Below are 19,697 nucleotides of genomic sequence, written 5' to 3'. Positions count from 1 at the left end.
GGTGTTGGGCCTGACGGGGGACCCCCCTTCCTCCCCCCCAAACCCGCAGCGTTATCCGACTTGCCGGGCTCTGTTCACCCGCTATTGGCTTGATCTCTGCTTTGATGGAGGTCAATTAGGTTGTAAACGGTTACCGCCAGCTACCTAGAAGGTCACCATGAATTACCGGACGGCCGAACATCCTCGGCCGCAGCAGTTTATCCTCCACCTCAGCGACACTCACCTGCTCGGCGGGCCCGGGCCACTGTACGGGGCGGTGGATAGCGAAGCCCGGTTACGTCAGATCTTTTCCGAACTCGAGGGCTCTGGCGCCCGACCCGAGGCGTTGGTCTTCACCGGGGACCTGGCCGACAAGGGTGAAGCCAATGCCTACGCGAAGCTCCGCGCCATTGTTGAACCGGCGGCGGCCAAACTTGGCGCCGAGGTAATCTGGGCCATGGGCAACCATGATGATCGGGCCAACTTCAGGGTCGGTCTGCTCGACCAGGCACCAGACACAGCGCCAATCGACCGCAGCTACCTCATCAACGGGTTGCGCATCATCACCCTGGACTCGACGGTCCCCGGCCACCACCACGGCGAATTCAGCCACGAGCAGCTGGTGTGGCTCGCCAACGAGCTTTTGACCCCGGCGCCCAACGGCACGCTGCTCGCCCTGCACCACCCTCCGATTCCGTGTGTACAGGACCTATCGGTCCTGGTGGAACTCCGTGGCCAACGCCAGCTGGCCGACGTCGTCCGCGGCACCGATGTGCGCGGCATCCTGGCCGGGCATCTGCACTACTCGACCACCGCCACCTTTGCCGGGGTGCCGGTGTCGGTGGCCTCGGCCACCTGCTACACCCAGGATCTGGGGTACGACGGCGGCGGCACCCGCGGGCAGGACGGCGCCCAGGCCTACAACCTGGTGCACGTGTACGACGACACGATCGTCCACTCGGTGGTCCCGATCGGTGCCTACCGGCCCGTCGGGGAAACCGTGCCTCTCGTGGAAACACGCCGCCGGCTCGACGCCGCCGGGGTACGCATCGCCGAAGCGACCCCTCAGCGCCAGCTCACCGGAGCCTGAGCACCGGTTCGCTGGCCGACGGTCGGGTATCGCCTAAGCCCTTCTCAGCTCGACCCCCACCTCGCTCCGGCCCTCCACCTCGCGGTACCTACTTTTCCCAGGGCGCCTTGAGGGGGAAATACTTCTCCAGGAAGTCGGTGACCAGGTGCGCCCGCTCCTCCGCGGGAACCTCCGGGAAGCTCCCGTCATTAAGGCAGAAGAAGTCCGTATGCCGTTTATCCAGCAGCTTGTTCAGGCTGCGCAGCCCCGACCGCATGGTGGTGTCAATGTAGGCCACCTTGGCGGATTCCTGGGTGACGGCCCGGCCGGTCAGCAACGCGTAGTAGTGGTACAGCGAGTTGGTGACCGAAATGTTGTCCTTGGCACGGAACCGTGAGGCTGCGGTCGCGGAGAACTCGGCTGCGAACACCTCTTCCATTTCCAGCAGGACGCTGCGGCGCAAGGGTGCAGCCGTATGCTCAAGGTGTCGGGTGGTGATCCGGCCGAACCGGTCGTGCAGTAGCCTCCGGTTGACCCGCGCGGCGTTTTCGAAGCCGCTCCGTTCGGCGTCGTTGTCCCCCAACCCAATGCGGGTGTCAGCCTGGATGAACTTGGTAATCCCGCCGGGGGAGAAGAACATCTCGGGAGATACCGGACGGCCGAAGAACATGTCGTCGTTCGAATAGAGGAAGTGCTCCGACAAACCCGGAATGTGCTGCAGCTGGCTCTCGACCGCCTGCGAGTTGTGGGTGGGAAGCACCGACGTGTCCCTGAAGTGTTCCTCCGAGCGGACCAGCGTGACCGAGGGGTGATCGGCGAGCCACTCGGGGCACTCCGAATCGGTGGCGATGAAGATCCGCCGGACCCACGGCGCGAACATGTAGACCGATCGCAGGGCATATTTGAGTTCGTTGATCTGGCGGAACCTGGCCTCATGGTCGTCGCCTTCGCCCACCACTGCGTCCTTCATCCGGGCCGCCCTGGCTGCCTGGTATTCGGGCGAACTACCATCCACCCAGGAGAAGACCAGATCGATTTCGAAGTCGATATCCGTCGCATGGTCCGCGAACATGTTGTCGATGGTGGGCCACATCAGGCCGTGTCGCTCGACTGAGCCGCGGACCACCTCGGAGGAGGGGAGGGTCCGGCGGGTCAATGAATTCTCGACCGGCAGTTCGATGGTGTCGCCGTCGAGCTTCCAAAGTTCAATCTGCACACCGGCCGAGGGGCCGAAGGACAGGCCGCCGATCGGTTCAATCCGAGGGCGGAACAGTCGGAAGATCCGCGCTTTGCCGCTGTGGGAGAGGGAGCCATCGGTGACCAGCAGGGTGGTCCGGCGCTTCGTGTCGACGGTGCGCGAGTAAAACGGCTCGTTCTTGCAGGCGGTGACCAACGCCTCCCGGAGGCGTTCACGGAACTTGAGATCGATGGCGATGACTGGGCGCTCGTCATTTCCGCGCACCAACAGGTACTCGATGTCGGCGTCCTCAAGCGCGGCGCGGATGAACAGCAGGTCCTCGACCATGGCCTGGTGCGGCGTGGTGTTCTGGTTGATCAGCGTGAACCGGCGCTTGACGGTGGTGATGTCGGTGCGGTCGTTGAATCGTGCGACGGCGTCGCGCGACGCGGACTCAAGGACTTCGGCCTCATTGACCGGCTCCGGCGCGCCGAAGTAAATATCGTGTTGGGCGGCAGTGTCCGTAATGTGAGCCTCCAGAGGGTTGTCAGGTGTCTTAGCTCCATGATAAAGCCTGCCCACGACCGGGCAGACTTGTCTGGCTGGGCCTCTAGTAGGTGGAGTACAGTTCCCCGACACGCAGCTCGGTGTCCACCCGGTTGTCGATACCCGGCAGCGGGCAGGCCCACGCCTCGTCATAGGCGCACGACGGGTTGTAGGCGAAGTTCAGGTCGATGATCAGCCGTTCGCCGACAACGCCAAGGTGTGCACCCTTCACCGTGTCCAGCACGTAGCGGCCACCGCCGTAGGTCCCGCCGGCCGTGCCAGCAGACCCGTCGCGCAACGGCAGGAACAGCCCGCCGCCGTACGACGCGAGCCGCCATAGCGCCAGGCGTCCGACGCCGTCGAGCCCCACCGTGCCCAGCCGCTGGAAGGTCACCGTACCGTCCGTGCCGGTGGGGACGTCCATTTCCTCGCCCACGCCGTCGTCGTCGATCACTGCCTCGAACCGGTACTCCGGCTGGTACGGGGCCACCGCGAGACCGTCGAAGGCGGCCACAGCCGTCGCGTCGAGCGGGGAAGCGGGATGGCTGGCGAACAGCTTGTCCCGGCCCGCGCGCCACAGGTCATGCGCGGACGACGGCGAACCGGCCTGCGCGCTTTCGCGCACTTGCCCGTAGAGCTCGAATACCTGCTGACGCCAGTCAGCAATGTGCAGGGCCGTAGTAGCTGTAGGCATTTCACCAGCCTAGCGGTCGACGTCGGGCGGCCGTCATGGAAACTCCAAATACAGTTGCCCAGGCGTACTGTGTCATCTGTGGCAACCGGTATCTTCTTCATCGTTCTGTTCTCCATCCTGCTCGGAGCAATTGCCCAGCGGATCGCCGGCCTGGGTTTCGCCCTGCTCATCGCGCCGTTCCTGGTGATCATCCTGGGCCCGCATGAGGGAGTGGTGCTGGTCAATATTTGCGGGGTGGTGTCCTCGGCCCTGATTGTCGGCAGGGTCTGGAAGGACATCGACTGGAGCATGTTCCGGTGGATGGTCATCCCCTCCGTTTTCGGCTCGATTCCCGGTTCGATTGCCGCGGTGATGCTCCCCTCGGCCCCGCTGTCGGTGACGGTTGGCGGCGTTGTCCTGGTGGCGCTGTCGGTGTCGCTGGTGTTGCAGCGCTCGTCGGTGGTGGTGCGCGGCAATGCGCCGAAGGCAGTTGCGGGGTTCACCGCCGGCCTCACCAATGCAATGGCTGGTGTGGGCGGGCCCGCCGTCAGCGCCTACGCCCTGCTGTCCCGTTGGCCGCAACGCCCTTTCGCGGCAACTCTGCAGCCGTTTTTCGTGGTGATCGGGCTCATCACCCTCGCGGTCAAGCTCAGTCTTGACCCCACCGATGCCCCCGCCCTGCAATGGTGGATGTGGTCGGCGATCGGCGTTGTGATCGTCGTCGGAATCTTCGCCGGTGAGAAGCTCTCCCGGTTCATCAAGGACGACCATGCCCGGTTATTTGTGATTGTGATCGCTTTCTTCGGGGCCACGGCTGCGCTGGTCAAGGGATTGCTGGATCTCCTGCTCTAGGGCCGGGACCTGGCGCGGCTGAACCGGCGCGTGGCACCGAGTCGCTGAACGTCGGAGGCAGCTGCCGGTGGCACCATTGAAGAGATGAAACTTCCTCTCCGTGTGCCCGGTCGGCGTGCCCTGCCCATGCCCCTGTGGCTGCAGGGTGTGTTCGAGCTGGCCCAGGCAGCAGTGATTTCCGCTCTGTTGATCCTGGTTCCCCTGGCCGCCGTATGGCTGGCGGGTGGATTCGCCGATCGGACGCCTACCGGAATGCTGCAGTTGGGCGGCCAGGCGTGGCTCCTCATCCACGGAGTGCCTCTGGAAGTGACTTTCGCACCGGCCAACCCGGACGGTGTGGGAACCACCGGGATCCTCTCCATCGTGCCGTTGGGCCTGACCCTGATCCCGTTCCTGCTTGCCTGGCGGGCCGGTCGGCGTCTGGCGCGGGCCTCCTACTCCGATCAGCTGTGGCAGGCGCTCCTGGGTGCCCTCGGGATTTACGCGCTGGTGGGGGGCGGCGTTGCCTACCTCTGCGCTACGGCCGAAGCGACTGTCCCGCTTGCTGCGGGCGCCCTGATTCCCCTCTTGTCGGCCGGGCTGGGGCTGGTGATTGGCGCGTACCGCGAGGCGGGCGCGTGGAGCCGCCTGATCGGCGTCGACCGCGCCGCCTGGCTGGCGAAAACCAGCCAGAGCTCCCGGTGGGCCGGATCCTACGCCTGGGCCTGCCTGAGGTCCGGATTCCTTGCGCTGGTGGTGTCCCTGGGGTTATCGGCGTTACTGCTGGCCGTCACCCTCGGGCTGCGCTGGGCAGAAATGGCGACCGTCTATCAGCGCCTCGATGCAGGGATTGTCGGCGGGAGCGCCCTGACTCTGGCCCAGCTCGGCTTCCTGCCCAACCTGGTGGTATGGACCCTTTCCTGGGCTTCCGGTGCAGGGTTTGCGCTGGGGTCCGGCAGCGCCATTTCTCCGCTGACGACCAGCGCCGGACCACTGCCAGCCATTCCGGTCCTCGGCGCGGTACCGCCCGGCACCCTCGAATACGGGCTGGCGGCTCTCGCCATCCCGGTTCTGGCGGGGCTGCTGGCCGGCTGGTGGTTCTTCCGGGAAGGCGAGAACCACCTCGACGAGTGGCTGGAAATCAAGGTGGCAAGGCGGTGGGTTACGGCAAGTCTGTCGACCTTGGCGGCCGCCGCCCTGATCGGACTGACCGCCGGTGTTGCAGCCGGGGTGGTCGCATGGGTGTCTCATGCGTCGCTAGGCCTCGGCCGGCTGGTGGATTTGGGCCCCAACCCGCTGTGGGTGGGCCTGTTGATTGCCGGGGAGGTGGCTGTCGGCGTCGTCATCGGTTACGCGGCGGGGCCGTTGCTGGAGCGTGAAAAGCGCGCCTAGCCGGTGTCACTTCCCCCAAAGGAGTGGCTGCCCCGCAACCATGTCCCAAAAGAGTGGCTGACCCGCAACTATGTCCCAGAAAAGTGGCTGACCCGCAAATAAGTGGTGGCGCAACCACGCGGATGCGGTGCTGCCACTTTTCTGCGGCCGGCGGCGCCCAGACGGGGCGTGCGGCCGCGAGGCAAGGCCCCGGCGAGGCAAGGCCCCGGCCCGGCGTGGCCCGGCGAGGCAAGGCCCAGGCGAGGGCGGTGCCGCCTAGCCGGGACCCGCAAGGACCGGTCAGGAGTCGGGGAGGAGGCCACCCAGGTTGCTGAGCTCGTCCTGGCACGCGCTTTGTGCCGAGTGGGTCAGGGCGGTGCTCATGCATTCCTCGTACTCGGCGGTGACCGGCCAGAAGGCAACCTGGGCACCGGTCCCGAGGACCAGGAACGTCGTCGCCGCTAATCCGATCACCGTGGTGACGCGCAGCATCCCGGGAAGTTTGTCCCGCACCGCCCGCACCAGGGCGAAGATCCCGAGCACCAGGGCCGCCAGGCCGAAGACCAGCCCGAAGACCTTCCACGGCAGGGGGAGGGTCGCGGTGAGGACCGCGCCCAGCATCGCCAGCAGGAACCATCTGAAGTAGCTTCTCGTCCGGGCCAGCTCTTTTTCCTCGGGTGACCCAGCAGCGGGCGGAGCTGGCTTGGCGGGGCGGGGGCTGTCGGTCATGGTTTAACCCTAGGGTAGAGCGCAGCCTATGGTTGACCCATGCGCATCGTAGTCCTGGTTTCCGGTACCGGATCCAACCTTCAGGCGGTCATCGATGCCGTCAGCACCGGCTCCCTCGACCTCACCATCGCGGCCGTCGGCGCCGACCGGCACGGCACCTACGGGGTGGAGCGGTCAACAGCAGCGGGCATCGACGGGTTCGTGGTGGACTTCAAGTCCTTCGACCAGCGTGCCGACTGGAACGCGGCCCTGACCGAGAAGGTCGCCTCCTACTCCCCGGACTACGTGGTGTCCTCGGGGTTCATGCGGATCGTCGACCAGGGTTTCCTCGATGCGTTCCCCAACCGCTACCTGAACACCCACCCGGCCCTGCTGCCGAGCTTCCCCGGCGCCCACGGTGTCCGGGACGCGTTGGCCTACGGGGTGAAGGTGACCGGCTGTACGGTGATGATCGCCGACGCCGGCGTCGACACCGGCCCGATCCTCGCGCAGGCCGCCGTCGAGGTGCTCGACGACGACACCGAGGACACCCTCCACGAACGCATCAAGGTGAAGGAGCGGGCGCTTCTCATCGAGACCCTCCGTCAACTCGCACTGGACGATCGCTGAGATGGCCATCGTCGACAACGCTGTCTACCTGGAGGGTAAACGGCAAACAGACCCGGTTTCGCTGGCTGAAACCTTCGAGTTCATGCGATCCCTCGGCGGAATGGCGTGGATCGGTCTGTACCGGCCCGACGACGACGAGCTCGCCGCCGTCGCCGACGAATTTTCCCTCCACCACCTTGCGGTCGAAGACGCGATGGAGGGTCATCAGCGGTCCAAGCTGGAACGCTACGGATCCACGTTGTTTGTGGTGCTGCGGCCGGCCCGCTACCTCGACGCCGAGGAGAAGGTCGAATTCGGCGAGCTTCATGTATTTGTCGGTGCCGACTTTGTGGTGACCGTGCGGCACGCCGAGTCGCCGGATCTGGGCCGGGTCCGGCGACGGCTGGAGGAGACACCCGAGCTGCTGAAAATGGGGCCGTCAGCCGTGCTGTACGCGATCCTGGACGAGGTCGTCGACGAGTATGAGCCCGTGGTGAACGGACTTGAGAACGACATCGACGAAATTGAGAACGAACTCTTCGGCGGTGAGCCTGGTGTCTCCCGTCGCATCTACGACCTGCACCGCGAGGTGATCGAGTTTCAGCGTGCCACCCAACCACTGCAGTTCATGATGGAGAACCTGGAGCGCGGATCAGAGAAATATCATCTGGACCCGGAGATCAGCCGCCGGCTGGGCGACGTCCTTGACCATGTGATCCGGCTGGTCGAACAGGTCAACACGTTCCGTACCCTGCTGCAGAATGCCCTCACCGTTCACTCGACACTGGTGGCGCAACGTCAGAATGAGGAAATGACCCGGTTGACGGAGACGTCCCTGAGGCAGAACGAGGAAGTCAAGCGGATCTCCTCCTGGGCTGCGATCCTCTTCGCGCCCACCCTGGTCGCCGCGATTTACGGAATGAACTTCGATTTCATGCCCGAACTGCAGTGGGCGTTGGGCTACCCGTTTGCCCTGGTGCTCATGGTCGCCACCGGCGTGGGGCTGTATCTGGCGTTTAAGCGGAATCGCTGGTTGTAGCGCCTGCCGGCTTCACCTTATTGAGTGCAACGCCGCGGGTTTCCGGGGCGTTGCGTGCCATCCACAGCACGGCCAGCAGCACGAGCAGGCCGGTCGCCGCGAAGGTAAGCGGCAGGCCGAGGACCGGCCAGAGCAGCGAGCCGAAGATTAGTGGCACCAGGCCGGCTCCTACCCGGGACACGGTGGACGCCCAGCCGAACCCTGAGGCGCGCAGCTCGGTGGGGTACAGCTCCGACACATAGGTGTAGAGCACCGGGATGGCGACCTGGATCAGGAACCCGAACAGCAGCAGCCAGGCGGTGGCGACGGCGGGGAGTTCGACGGTGAGCGCGAAAATCACCAGCGCGACGGCGGACAGCGGACCTGACACGGCGAGGATCCACTTCCGTCCGACCCGTTCCACCAGCAACGCAGCGGCGACGACGCCGAAGAACCCCACCGCTGTCATTCCGGCGGTGGTGAGGAAAGCAACCGACTGTTCGTAGCCCGCCTGCACCAGAATCTGTGGCATCCAGGTCAGGGCCCCGTAATAGACCAGAAGGATGCTCAGGAACAGTCCCCAGGCGGCGAGGGTGATTCGCCAGTCGAACCGCCACAGGGCGGTGAGCTGGCCGGAGACCGAACCGATGGACAGCTTCGGTGTTTCTGCGGGGGAGGGTAGCCGCCAGGGGGTTGGCGTGGCGCCGGTGCGTTCCACCAGGTCGTTGATCACCGCTTCGGCCTCAGCCTGGCGGCCCTTCTGGACCAGGAAGAGCGGGGACTCGGGTACCGACCGGCGCACCCAGAACACCAGCAGGGCAGGCAGCACCATCACGAGCATCAGGTACCGCCAATCACCGAAGGCAGTCATCAGGAGCGCTGAGACCACCCCGCACAGGGCGGCCCCGATGGGCCACCAGGCATCCATGGCGGTCAGTACCCGACCGCGGTGTTTACGGGGGGTGAACTCGCCGACCAGGGCGTAGTCCACCGGGATGCAGCCGCCTAACCCGACCCCGGCCATGAACCTGAACACACAAAACCAGATGAAGTCGGGGGAGAACGCGCCCAGGACGGTGAAGATGGAGAAGATCAGCAGGGTGAGGGTGAACGCGCGTTTCCGGCCGATGATGTCCGCAATGGACCCCCAGGCGAACGCGCCGATGGCCATGCCGATGAGGTTGGAGGTGGCCACCCAGGCGGCTTCGCCGGGCGCCAGGTCCCAGTGGTCCGACAGCAACGGGATGAGGTACCCGTTCAGGGTGACATCCCACGCGTCGAACATGAAGCCGAGGCCGCCGATGAGGAAAATCTTCCCCTGTACCCTCCAGCGCCACGGCAGTTCCTGCACCACCTGGTCTCCGGTGGGTAGTTCAGTTTCGGTGCTCACGGGGAAACTGTACCGTCGGAGCCTCCCTTCACCAGAAACCCCCCTGCGTCGAGTCAACACATAGGACAGGTTTTCCGAGAAATTCCGGCTATTTGTGCCGACTCGCAGGCAGAGGCGGCCCGCAGCGCCCCGTGACTTAGAATGAAGTCGATCCCACCCGCAGCAAAAATCCTGGAGCCACCGCGTGACTTTGAACCATCTTGACCAAGTTCCCATCCGCCGGGCCCTGATCTCGGTGTACGACAAGACGGGGCTGGAGGAACTGGCCACGGGCCTGCACCGCGCCGGCGTCAGTATCGTCTCCACCGGGTCCACTGCGAAGCGCATTGCCGCGGCTGGCGTCCCCGTCACGGAAGTTTCTGAGCTCACCGGTTTCCAGGAATGCCTCGACGGCAGGGTCAAGACCCTTCATCCCCGTGTGCATGCGGGAATCCTCGCCGACCGGCGCCGCGATGACCACGTCGAGCAGCTCCGCGAGCTTGAGGTGGAACCTTTCGACCTGGTGGTCGTGAACTTGTACCCCTTCGTCGACACGGTGAAGTCCGGCGCGGCCGAGGACGACGTCGTCGAGCAGATCGACATTGGCGGCCCAGCAATGGTCCGCTCCGCCGCAAAAAATCACCCCTCGGTGGCGATCGTCGTGGATCCGGCACGGTACGGCGATGTGGTGGCTGCCGCCGACGCCGGTGGGTTCGACCTCAGCGCACGACGCCGGTTGGCTGCGCTCGCGTTCTCGCACACCGCCGCCTATGACAACTCGGTAGCGGCGTGGACGGCGGCCCAGTTCGGTGACGGAACCGACGACGGCGACACCTGGCCCGCGTACGCGGGCCTGGCCCTGGAAAGGTCGGAGGTCCTCCGGTACGGCGAAAACCCGCACCAGGACGCCGCCCTGTATGTGGAGAAGGGCGCCACTCCGGGCATCGCCCAGGCCGACCAGCTGCACGGCAAGGCCATGAGCTACAACAACTACGTCGACGCCGACGCCGCCCTGCGTGCCGCGTTCGACTTTGACCAGCCAGCTGTTGCCATCATCAAGCACGCCAACCCGTGTGGTGTGGCGGTCGGTGCGGCGGACGCGGTCGACCCCATCGCGGACGCGTACTCCAAGGCACACGCCTGCGACCCGGTATCGGCGTTCGGCGGGGTCATTGCCGCGAACCGGACGGTCACGGCAGCCATGGCCGCCGCGGTGAAGGACGTCTTCACCGAAGTGGTGATCGCCCCCGACTTCGAGCCCGAAGCGGTGACCATTCTCTCCGCCAAGAAAAACATCCGCCTGCTGACCCTGCCGGAAGGCTACCGGCGTGATCCGGCCGAGCTCAGGCAGGTCTCAGGAGGAGTGCTGGTGCAGTTGACCGACACGGTCAAGGCCGACGGCGATGCCCCCAACACGTGGACCCTCGCCGCCGGGCCGGCAGCCGACGAACGCACCCTCGCCGACCTCGCCTTCGCCTGGACCGCGTGCCGTGCCGCCAAGTCCAATGCCATCCTCCTCGCCGACGGCGGCGCAGCCGTGGGAGTGGGCATGGGGCAGGTGAATCGGGTTGATTCCTGCAAGCTCGCGGTCGAGCGGGCCAACACCCTGGCCGGTGACGGCGTCGACCGGGCCCGTGGCGCCGTAGCGGCGTCGGACGCGTTCTTCCCCTTCGCCGATGGCCTCCAAATCCTGCTCGACGCCGGGGTCCGCGCGGTAGTGCAGCCGGGCGGATCAGTACGGGACCAGGAAGTAGTGGACGCAGCAACCGCCGCGGGGATTACCATGTACTTCACGGGCACCAGGCACTTCTTCCACTAGCCGGCCCCACAGAGACAGGGCAAGGCGCATGGAGGTCGGATCGATTCTTACCCTCGCGGCGGGGATGGCACTGGCTGGGTCGGCCTTCGCCCCGGCAATCGCCCCGGGAACCCGGATGATCTCGGCCTTCCTCGGTCTTGCGTTATCCCTGCTCGCCGTCGTCACGCTGTTCCTCGGAGCCTCCCCGGGGCTGTTCCTGTGGGTCATTGCCGGCCTGTTTGCGGTCAGGAACTTCCGGGCAGCCGACCGGCACCGGAAGAAGGTGGACGCGGGCGTGGACCCGGCACGCCACCCCAACCTGAAGGACCTGCGCCAGGTCCAGTTACCCGCCTGGGCACCGAAGGTGCCCGGGCTGAGCGGCCCCGGGACCGCCGGGGTGACCCGGCAGGGGACGATGGGGGCACGTCAGCCGACCATCAGGCAGGGCCAGGCGGCTTCGTACCCCACTGCCGGGCAGGCGCCCGGGCACAATTCGGCGCCCGACACCCGCGGACTGCGGCCCGCCCCGGCCACCGACCGGTGGGGTAAACCCATTCCGCCCGGCTCCATGATGGACCGTTGGGGAAACATTGTGCCCACCGAGGGGCACCTTCCCGGTGAGCCCATTTAGGGCACCAATAGTGGCCTGTGGCATAGTTGAGCAGGATAAAACCAGTACAAATCACGGGCCGTGCTGCGTCCATCACAACGGCTGCCGGCCCACCACCGCAAGGAGACCGTGTGGCTGACGCGCCTGCAACAAAAATCAAGGTACAGGGTTCGGTTGTCGAACTCGACGGCGACGAGATGACCCGGATTATCTGGCAGTTCATCAAGGACCGCCTGATCAACCCCTACCTGGATATCGACCTCAAGTACTACGACCTCTCCATCCAGAACCGCGACGCGACCGATGACCAGGTCACCATTGACGCCGCAAACGCCATCAAAGAGCACGGCGTCGGCGTCAAATGTGCCACCATCACCCCCGATGAGGCCCGCGTCGAAGAATTCGGCCTGAAGAAGATGTGGGTTTCGCCCAACGGCACCATCCGCAACATTCTCGGCGGCGTCGTCTTCCGCGAACCCATCATCATCTCCAACATCCCGCGCCTGGTGCCGGGCTGGAACAAGCCCATCATTATCGGCCGCCACGCGCACGGTGACCAGTACAAGTCCACCAACTTCAAGGTGCCGGGCCCCGGCAAGGTCACCATGATGTTCGAGCCCGCTGACGGCTCCGAGCCAATGAAGTTCGACGTCGTCACCATGCCTGAAGAGGGCGGCGTGGCGATGGGCATGTACAACTTCAACGAGTCCATCCGCGACTTCGCCCGGGCGTCCTTCGCCTACGGCCTGCAGCGCCAGTACCCCGTGTACCTGTCGACGAAGAACACCATCCTGAAGGCCTATGACGGCCAGTTCAAGGATCTCTTCCAGGAGGTCTTCGACGCCGAGTTCAAGGACCAGTTCGAAGCGGCTGGCCTGACCTACGAGCACCGCCTGATCGACGACATGGTGGCTTCCGCCATGAAGTGGGAAGGCGGCTATGTCTGGGCCTGCAAGAACTACGACGGCGACGTTCAGTCCGACACCGTCGCCCAGGGCTTCGGCTCGCTGGGTCTGATGACCTCGGTGCTCATGACCCCAGACGGCAAGACCGTCGAGGCTGAAGCCGCCCACGGCACGGTGACCCGTCACTTCCGCCAGCACCAGCAGGGCAAGCCCACCTCCACCAACCCGATCGCGTCGATCTTCGCGTGGACCCGCGGGCTGATGCACCGCGGCAAGTTGGATAACACCCCGGAGGTCATCACCTTCGCTGAAACCCTCGAGGACGTGGTCATCAAGACCGTCGAGGCCGGCCACATGACCAAGGACCTCGCGGCCCTCGTCGGACCGGACCAGGCATACCAGACCACCGAGGAATTCCTTGCGACCCTCGATGACAACCTGAAAGCACGCCTGGGCTAGCACCCGCTCAGCAGACACGGAGAGACCCGGCGGAATTCCGCCGGGTCTCTCCGTGTCTGTGCCCGTGACTGTGCCCGGGGTGTCGGCTACGGGCCGCTACTCGCCGTCGTCGTTGGCGTAGCGCAGCCCCAGCTGGTTCCTGACCCCGTCCAGGAGCCGCATCGTGTTGAGGGTATCGGCCCAGGGCATGGTGGGTGACTCGGTCAGACCCTGCTGGATGCACCGGGTGGTTTCGCGCAGCTCGTAGACATAGCCACGACCGGCCTGCTCAAAGGTCTCCACCCGTTGCTCGCCCTGATGGGGGTGGATGGTCAGCTCCCGCGGGTTGTGCAGCACCGAGCCGGTCCGCAACCAGCCTGCCGAGCCCGACACGGTAGCCTGGCCCGGGCCGGAGGAGACGAGCGACGACGTCAGCTGAGCCTGGCCGCCGCCTTCGTAGCTGAGGGTGAGCGCGTTTTGGGTGTCGATGTTGTCGTCGTTCAGGGCGCCTGTTGCGGTCACTGCGGCGGGGAACCCCAGCGCGCCGAGGGCCCAGGTCAACGGATAGACGGTGAGGTCAAGCAGCGCCCCGCCGCCAGCAGCCGGGTCCCATAGGCGGTGGGTGCGCGAGTGGTCGGAGGGGAAGCTCAGATCGGCCTGGACCCACTGGATTTCACCGAGCTCGCCGGAATGAATGATCTCCCAGGCCCGGTTGACGCTCGGGAGGAAACGGCTCCAAAGGGCTTCCATCAGGAAAAGATTGCGGGTCCGGGCCAGGTCGATCAGCTCCGCGGCTTCCCGCGCGTTGACGGTAAAGGCCTTCTCGCAAAGGACGTGCTTGCCTGATTCCAGGGCCGCCTTGGCCACCTGGTAGTGCTGGGCGTGGGGGGTCGCGATGTAGACGACGTCGACGTCGGGGTCGTTGAAGAGCCGCTGGTACCCGGTCTCGCCGTCGGCGTCGTAATAGCTCGCCGCGAAACCGAACTCCTCAGCGAAGGCCCGGGCCGATTCCTGGGATCGGGAGCTGACCGCCTGCAAAACACTGTCCTCCAGCCCGGCAAGATCCTGGGTGACGTTGCCGGCGATGCGGCCGGTGGCGACGACGCCCCAGCGTAGTGGCTCGCCGGTGGCTGCGAACGGATCGGCGGCGTCGGGTGCGGCGCAGGGTGGCCGGGGGATTTGCTGGGCAGGTGTGTGGAGGTTCATCGTTCTATCTTTGCGTGGCTGAGGACAAAAAAGTAGCCCGGCCCATCCGGACCGGGCTACTTCAATCACATCGGTTACTCGTTGACGATCTCGGAGAGCGTTGGATCGTTCTCGTAGGCTTCGGCAGCGTTTTCCATGGTGACGATCTGTGGTTCGAGCAGGTACGCGGGAACAACCTTCACGCCGTTGTCGTAGGAGTCGGGATCGTTGATCTCGAGTTCCTCGCCTGCGCCCAGCCCCTGAACCATTTCAATGGCGTGGGAGACGAGGGCGCGGGTGTCCTTGTTGATGGTGGAGTACTGCTCGCCGGCCATGATGGAGCGAACCGACTCAACCTCGGAGTCCTGCCCGGTCACGATGGGCAGTTCCTTGCCGCTGGCCTGGACCGAGGTCAGGATGGCGCGGGCCAGGGTGTCGTTGGGGGACAGGACGCCGTGCAGTTCCTCGGAACCGTAGGTGCCGGTCAGGAGGGTATCCATGCGGGTCTGCGCGTTGCCGGCTTCCCAGCCCTGGGTGACAGCCTGGTTGAACTCGGTCTGACCGGAGGCGACGACGACGTTGCCGGACTCGATCTCTGGCTCGAGGATGCTCATCGCACCGTCGAAGAAGACCTGAGCGTTGGCATCATCGGGTGAACCAGCGAACAGTTCAATGTTGTAGGGACCTTCGCCGCGCTCGGCCATTCCGTCGAGCAATGCCTGGCCCTGCAGCTCGCCCACCTGGAAGTTGTCGTAGGCCACGTAGTAGTCAACGTCTTCCGTGTTCGTCAGCAGGCGGTCATACGCGATGACGGTGATGCCGGCTTCCTTGGCCTGGGCCAGCTGGGTTCCCAGCTGAGCGCCGTCAATGGCGCCAACAATCAGCACCTCGACGCCGTTGGTGATCATCGAGCTGATCTGGTTCTGCTGCTCGGAGACGCCACCGTTGGCGAACTGAACGTCGGGTTCATAACCGGCTTCGGTCAAGCCGTCGTTGAACAAGCCCTCAGCCAGAACCCAGTTCTCTGAAGTCTTCTGGGGCAGGGCGACGCCGATCGCTGCACCGTCCTCGAATCCTCCCTCACCCTCGGTTTCGGTCCCGGCGTCGCGACCGCAACCAGAGATGGCTAACGCTGAAATTGCGGCGATTGCCGCTAGTGATCGTGCGTACTTACGCATTGTTGCTCCTTTAGTGGACTCAATAACTTACTGCTGAAGTGTTGGTTAGGGTCAGCGGGCGGAAACGTCGTTGGAGATGACGGTCTCGGTGGCTGTCGGCAGTTCGGGTTTCCCCTTGTTGCCGAAATTCTTCATGATCATGCCGGTGATGGAGGGCTTGCCCTGGCTCTTGTTGTAGACGTCGAAGGCGACGGCGACCAACAACACGAGGCCCTTGATAATCTGCGTCAGGTCGGCGCCAACGCCGAGCAGCTGCAGGCCGTTGTTCAGGACCGCCATGACGAGCCCGCCGATCACGGATCCCACCACTGTGCCCACACCACCGGTCACTGCGGCGCCACCGATGAATACTGCGGCAATGGCATCGAGTTCCCAGCCGACGCCGTCGAACGGGCCTGACGCCGTGGAGCGTCCCACGAAGATCATGCCGGCCAGCGCCGCCAGGATGGACATGTTCATCATGACGAGGAAGTCGACCCGGCGGCTTCGGACGCCCGACAGCTTCGCTGCGTGGCGGTTGCCACCGACCGCGTATACGTGGCGGCCAATGATGGTCTTGGTTGAGATGAAGCCGTAGATGATGACCAGTGCGCCGAGGATCAGCCCGGGAACTGGGAATGAGGTGCCGGGGTTGCCGGTGGCGAACAGGTAGGTGGCGTACAGGATGACCGCCGAGAGCAGCGTCATTTTGACTACCGAGACCCACACCGGGGGAGCCTCGGCGCCGATCTTGGCGAAACGCTTGCGGGTGCGTACCTCGTTGTAGATCACCGCTGCGACGAGCGCGAAGCCGAGCAGCAGGGTGAGGTTGTTGTAGCCCAGATCCGGCCCTATTTCGGGCAGGTATCCGGCACCAATGAAGCGGAACTCCTGGGGGACGGGGACCGTGTTGGACTGCCCCACGAACTGGTTGGCGCCGCGGAAGAGCAGCATGCCGGCCAGCGTGACGATGAACGCCGGGATGCCGACATACGCCACCCAGAAGCCCTGCCATGCCCCGATCAGGGCACCCAGGAGCAGGCCGACGACGATACCCAGGTACCAGGGGAAGTCCCAGTCCCGCATCACCAGGGCGACGACAATGCCGGCGAACGCTGCGATCGAACCGACCGACAGGTCGATGTGGCCGGCAATGATCACCAGCACCATCCCGATCGCAAGGATCAGGATGTACGAGTTGCCGTTGAAAAGGTTCATCATATTGCCGGAGGTGAGCGTCTTGCCGCCGGTCATAATCTGGAAGAAAACGACCAGGGCGAGCAGGGCGAAGATCATCCCGAACTGCCGTGTATCGCCGCCAAAAAGTTGTTTGAGGGAGGTCATGGGGTGGGTCCTAAGAGCTAGGCAGTCTTCCTGCGGGCGGTCATAAGTTTCATCAACGATTCCTGGTCAGCTTCTCCGCGGGCTAGTTCCCCCGTGATGGCTCCCTCGAAGATTGTGTAGATACGGTCGGAGATGCCCAACAGTTCAGGCAGTTCCGAGGAGATGACGATGACGCCCTTGCCCTGGTTGGCAAGCTCCTGGATGATCCCGTAAATCTCGTACTTGGCTCCGACGTCGATGCCGCGGGTGGGTTCGTCGAGGATCAGCAGGTCGGGGTCGGTGAACATCCACTTGGCGAGGACCACCTTCTGCTGGTTCCCGCCCGAAAGCTTGGCCACTCCCTCGTTGACTGATGGCGTCTTTGTCCTCAAAGACTTGCGGTACTTCTCGGCGACGACAAATTCCTGGTCGTTATCTACCACCAGTCCGCGGGTGATCTTCTTCAGTGCCGCCGAAACCGTGGTGGTCTTGATGTCGTCGAGCAGGTTCAGTCCGAGTGACTTCCGGTCCTCAGTGACGTAGGCCAGCCCATGCTTGATGGCCGACGGCACCGATCTGAGGGTGACAAGCTCGCCGTCCTTGTAAATCTCACCCGAGATGAAGTTCCCGTAGGAGCGTCCGAAGATGGAGCGCGCCAGCTCAGTGCGTCCAGCACCCATCAGGCCGGCGAACCCCACGACCTCACCCCGACGGACTTTGAAGCTTGAGTCCTTGCAGACCAGCCGGTCCGCGACGGCCGGGTGGCCGACGGTCCAGTTGCGGACCTCGAAGAAGGTTTCGCCGATCTTCGGGGTGTGGTCGGGGAAGCGCGACTCAAGGGACCGGCCAACCATGCCGCGGATGATCCGGTCCTCGTCGACGCCGTCGTTCTTCACATGCAGCGTCTCGATGGTCTTGCCGTCGCGGATGATCGTGATTGAGTCAGCGATCTGTTCGATCTCGTTGAGCTTGTGGGAAATCATGATGCAGGTGATGCCCTTGGATCGCAGCCCGGCCATCAAATCGAGGAGGTGCTGCGAATCGGATTCGTTCAGGGCGGCGGTGGGCTCGTCGAGGATCAGGAGCTTCACGGATTTGCTGAGGGCCTTGGCGATCTCGACCAGCTGCTGCTTGCCAACGCCAATGTCCTTGACCGGGGTGTTCGCTTCTTCGCGAAGCCCTACCCGCGCCATGAGTTCAAGGGTCTGGGAGTTCACCGAGTCCCAGTTGATGACCCCGTTTCGGCTCGGCTCGTTGCCGAGGAAAATGTTCTCGGCGATGGAGAGTTCAGGGATGAGCGCGAGTTCCTGGTGAATGATCACGATGCCAGCTGATTCGCTGGATCGGATGTCCTTGAACTCCACTTCTTCGCCCTGGAAGATGATGCTGCCGTCATAGGTGCCGTGCGGGTACAGGCCCGAGAGGACCTTCATCAGGGTGGACTTGCCAGCACCGTTTTCCCCGCAGATCGCGTGGATCTCGCCAGCCTCGACGGTGATGGAGACCTGGTCGAGGGCCTTGACTCCCGGGAATTCTTTGGTGATGGAACGCATTTCCAGAATCTTGTGATGTTCCATACGCATCCTCCCTGGTGACGGCATTGGCTGTACCTGACCCCTAGTGGTCAGAATAGGAAGTTAACCCTGCCAAGCCGCTTGGAGTCAAGTCTTGAACACATAAGCAAATATATTGGTAGCTAAACGTTATGAAGGTGCGGTTGCGAGAGAACGACGGCGGCTCCTCCGAGGGCCTCAGTACGGTCCCCGAGGGCAGACATCAGTACGGTGGTGGACTCGCCGACCACTGGGACCGCGTTACGGAGGAGGCCCCGCCGGATCGGCTCCAGCAGGATGTCCCCAAGACTGGTGAGCGGCCCACCAATCACCACCAGTTCAGGGTTGATCAGGTTTGCTACGTTGGCGACCGCTTTGCCGAGGGCGAGGCCGGCGTCGTCAATCACTCGCAGCGCCGCCGTGTCGCCGGCCAGCACCAGGCTCAGCAGTTCGTCCACCGAGATGGGGCCGTCAGCGCGGCGGCTAAGCAGGTCGACCATGGTGCTGGTCGATGCGACCGTTTCGAGGCAGCCGCGGTTGCCGCACCGGCAGACGAGACCATGTTCAACGATGGTGCTGTGGCCGAGCTCGCCGGTGATGCCGACGTGGCCGTAGTAGACCGATCCGCCGAGGATCAATCCGGCGCCGATGCCCGAGCCGACCTTCAGGAACATCAGGTTGTCGACCGCACTGTGGGGCCCCCAGGTGACCTGGGCCAGGGCGCCGAGGTTGGCGTCATTGTCAATGAAGACGGGGAACCCGAGCCGCTCCCCGAAGGCGGCGAGGATGTTGATGCCAACCCATTCCGGGAGGATCGCACCCTGTACCACCGTGCCGGTGCGGCGGTCGATGGGGCCGGGGATGCCAACCCCGGCGCCGAGCACCGATGAGCGTGCGACGCCTGCCTTGAGGAGCAGGCGGTCGAGGAGCTGCTCGGCGGCGTCGAGCCCTTCCTCGGCGCAGTGGCCAAGGGGTAGGGCGATTGCCTCATCCTGAATTACCTGATAGTTCAGTCCGGCCAGGACAACTCGCACGTGGCGTCGGCCGATGTCGATGCCGACGGCCAGGGACCCATTGTCGTTGAGGATGACCGAGAGGGCGCGACGGCCTGAGCTGGTGGTTGGAGCTGTGGTGGCGAGGCCGGCGTCGACCATTGCCTTGACGATGTTCGAGACCGTTGCGGTGGAGAGCCCGGTTTGCCGGGCGAGTTCCGCCTGGGTCTGTGGGCCACCCACCAGGACACCGATGACACGCTGTTGGTTGCGTTGCCGAAGAGCCGACTGGGAACCCGGGCTTGGAGGATTCCCGTCGAAGTCACGCTTGGTGTTCGGGCGTCCTGCGGGCATGTACTACAGGGTGCTACATGCACCTCTTGTAG

Annotated in this window: 17 protein-coding genes; 8 read left to right on the top strand and 9 right to left on the bottom strand. The window is 64.5% G+C overall.

What is annotated here, in order from left to right:
• Positions 1–157: 157 nt before the first annotated feature.
• Positions 158–1,069, top strand: a complete 912-nt coding sequence (locus ACX80Z_RS07255) for a phosphodiesterase (protein ID WP_459315407.1) — start codon at positions 158–160, stop codon at positions 1,067–1,069.
• An 88-nt stretch (positions 1,070–1,157) separates the two neighbouring features.
• Here the strand turns inward: ACX80Z_RS07255 and ACX80Z_RS07250 are convergent, their stop codons facing one another.
• Positions 1,158–2,807 (bottom strand): stealth family protein, encoded by a 1,650-nt coding sequence (locus ACX80Z_RS07250; protein ID WP_019481960.1) that lies wholly within the window; start codon positions 2,805–2,807, stop codon positions 1,158–1,160.
• Between the two features lie 28 nt (positions 2,808–2,835).
• On the bottom strand, positions 2,836–3,465 hold the full coding sequence (locus tag ACX80Z_RS07245) for a DUF1684 domain-containing protein (RefSeq protein ID WP_459315406.1): 630 nt from the start codon (positions 3,463–3,465) through the stop codon (positions 2,836–2,838).
• Positions 3,466–3,543: 78 nt separating this feature from the next.
• Between ACX80Z_RS07245 and ACX80Z_RS07240 the strand changes: the two genes are divergently transcribed.
• Entirely contained in the window at positions 3,544–4,296 is a 753-nt protein-coding gene (locus ACX80Z_RS07240; RefSeq protein WP_459304442.1) for a sulfite exporter TauE/SafE family protein, read from the top strand.
• An 84-nt stretch (positions 4,297–4,380) separates the two neighbouring features.
• Positions 4,381–5,667 carry a cell division protein PerM gene (locus tag ACX80Z_RS07235; protein WP_019481964.1) on the top strand — a complete coding sequence of 429 codons (1,287 nt, stop codon included), beginning with the start codon at positions 4,381–4,383 and terminating at the stop codon, positions 5,665–5,667.
• A gap of 279 nt (positions 5,668–5,946) precedes the next feature.
• Here ACX80Z_RS07235 and ACX80Z_RS07230 read toward each other — a convergent pair whose 3' ends face one another.
• Positions 5,947–6,375 carry a hypothetical protein gene (locus ACX80Z_RS07230; protein ID WP_459315404.1) on the bottom strand — a complete coding sequence of 143 codons (429 nt, stop codon included), beginning with the start codon at positions 6,373–6,375 and terminating at the stop codon, positions 5,947–5,949.
• Between the two features lie 39 nt (positions 6,376–6,414).
• Here ACX80Z_RS07230 and purN point away from each other — a divergent pair, with 39 nt between their 5' ends.
• Positions 6,415–6,984, top strand: a complete 570-nt coding sequence (gene purN, locus ACX80Z_RS07225; protein WP_019481966.1) for a phosphoribosylglycinamide formyltransferase — start codon at positions 6,415–6,417, stop codon at positions 6,982–6,984.
• Between the two features lies 1 nt (position 6,985).
• Positions 6,986–8,002 (top strand): magnesium and cobalt transport protein CorA, encoded by a 1,017-nt coding sequence (locus tag ACX80Z_RS07220; protein WP_459315403.1) that lies wholly within the window; start codon positions 6,986–6,988, stop codon positions 8,000–8,002.
• On the opposite strand, the gene ACX80Z_RS07215 is transcribed toward ACX80Z_RS07220, so the two are convergent.
• A complete protein-coding gene (locus ACX80Z_RS07215) occupies positions 7,980–9,371 on the bottom strand; it encodes an MFS transporter (RefSeq protein ID WP_019481968.1) in 1,392 nt (463 codons plus the stop codon). The two genes, ACX80Z_RS07220 and ACX80Z_RS07215, sit on opposite strands and share 23 nt — an antisense overlap.
• A gap of 184 nt (positions 9,372–9,555) precedes the next feature.
• On the opposite strand from ACX80Z_RS07215, the gene purH reads away from it, so the two are divergent.
• From purH to ACX80Z_RS07200, 3 genes are all read left to right on the top strand, one after another.
• Positions 9,556–11,169 (top strand): bifunctional phosphoribosylaminoimidazolecarboxamide formyltransferase/IMP cyclohydrolase, encoded by a 1,614-nt coding sequence (gene purH / locus ACX80Z_RS07210; protein ID WP_459315402.1) that lies wholly within the window; start codon positions 9,556–9,558, stop codon positions 11,167–11,169.
• A 28-nt stretch (positions 11,170–11,197) separates the two neighbouring features.
• Positions 11,198–11,779, top strand: a complete 582-nt coding sequence (locus ACX80Z_RS07205; protein WP_459315401.1) for a hypothetical protein — start codon at positions 11,198–11,200, stop codon at positions 11,777–11,779.
• A gap of 110 nt (positions 11,780–11,889) precedes the next feature.
• A complete protein-coding gene (locus ACX80Z_RS07200) occupies positions 11,890–13,122 on the top strand; it encodes an NADP-dependent isocitrate dehydrogenase (protein WP_019481971.1) in 1,233 nt (410 codons plus the stop codon).
• A gap of 96 nt (positions 13,123–13,218) precedes the next feature.
• Here the strand turns inward: ACX80Z_RS07200 and ACX80Z_RS07195 are convergent, their stop codons facing one another.
• From ACX80Z_RS07195 to ACX80Z_RS07175, 5 genes are all read right to left on the bottom strand, one after another.
• The gene (locus tag ACX80Z_RS07195) at positions 13,219–14,307 is read right to left on the bottom strand and encodes a Gfo/Idh/MocA family protein (RefSeq protein ID WP_459315400.1); all 1,089 of its coding nucleotides are present in this window, start codon (positions 14,305–14,307) and stop codon (positions 13,219–13,221) included.
• 74 nt (positions 14,308–14,381) lie between these two features.
• Positions 14,382–15,464, bottom strand: a complete 1,083-nt coding sequence (locus ACX80Z_RS07190; RefSeq protein WP_459315399.1) for a substrate-binding domain-containing protein — start codon at positions 15,462–15,464, stop codon at positions 14,382–14,384.
• Positions 15,465–15,515: 51 nt separating this feature from the next.
• The gene (mmsB, locus tag ACX80Z_RS07185) at positions 15,516–16,787 is read right to left on the bottom strand and encodes a multiple monosaccharide ABC transporter permease (RefSeq protein ID WP_116778900.1); all 1,272 of its coding nucleotides are present in this window, start codon (positions 16,785–16,787) and stop codon (positions 15,516–15,518) included.
• A gap of 17 nt (positions 16,788–16,804) precedes the next feature.
• Positions 16,805–18,343 (bottom strand): multiple monosaccharide ABC transporter ATP-binding protein, encoded by a 1,539-nt coding sequence (mmsA, locus tag ACX80Z_RS07180; RefSeq protein WP_207771341.1) that lies wholly within the window; start codon positions 18,341–18,343, stop codon positions 16,805–16,807.
• A 119-nt stretch (positions 18,344–18,462) separates the two neighbouring features.
• Complete coding sequence (locus ACX80Z_RS07175; RefSeq protein ID WP_019481976.1) at positions 18,463–19,665, bottom strand: ROK family transcriptional regulator; 1,203 nt, start codon at positions 19,663–19,665, stop codon at positions 18,463–18,465.
• Between the last annotated feature and the right edge of the window lie 32 nt (positions 19,666–19,697).

The sequence above is a fragment of the Arthrobacter sp. TMT4-20 genome, assembly GCF_054510775.1.
This window is presented reverse-complemented; position numbering and strand designations above follow the sequence as displayed.

Coding starts and splice junctions, on each gene's coding strand:
- ACX80Z_RS07255 (WP_459315407.1), top strand. CDS start 158: ATGAATTACCGGACGGCCGAACATCCTCGGCCGCAGCAGTTTATCCTC.
- ACX80Z_RS07245 (WP_459315406.1), bottom strand. CDS start 3,465: ATGCCTACAGCTACTACGGCCCTGCACATTGCTGACTGGCGTCAGCAG.
- ACX80Z_RS07235 (WP_019481964.1), top strand. CDS start 4,381: ATGAAACTTCCTCTCCGTGTGCCCGGTCGGCGTGCCCTGCCCATGCCC.
- ACX80Z_RS07230 (WP_459315404.1), bottom strand. CDS start 6,375: ATGACCGACAGCCCCCGCCCCGCCAAGCCAGCTCCGCCCGCTGCTGGG.
- purN (WP_019481966.1), top strand. CDS start 6,415: ATGCGCATCGTAGTCCTGGTTTCCGGTACCGGATCCAACCTTCAGGCG.
- ACX80Z_RS07220 (WP_459315403.1), top strand. CDS start 6,986: ATGGCCATCGTCGACAACGCTGTCTACCTGGAGGGTAAACGGCAAACA.
- ACX80Z_RS07205 (WP_459315401.1), top strand. CDS start 11,198: ATGGAGGTCGGATCGATTCTTACCCTCGCGGCGGGGATGGCACTGGCT.
- ACX80Z_RS07195 (WP_459315400.1), bottom strand. CDS start 14,307: ATGAACCTCCACACACCTGCCCAGCAAATCCCCCGGCCACCCTGCGCC.
- ACX80Z_RS07190 (WP_459315399.1), bottom strand. CDS start 15,464: ATGCGTAAGTACGCACGATCACTAGCGGCAATCGCCGCAATTTCAGCG.
- mmsB (WP_116778900.1), bottom strand. CDS start 16,787: ATGACCTCCCTCAAACAACTTTTTGGCGGCGATACACGGCAGTTCGGG.
- mmsA (WP_207771341.1), bottom strand. CDS start 18,343: ATGGAACATCACAAGATTCTGGAAATGCGTTCCATCACCAAAGAATTC.
- ACX80Z_RS07175 (WP_019481976.1), bottom strand. CDS start 19,665: ATGCCCGCAGGACGCCCGAACACCAAGCGTGACTTCGACGGGAATCCT.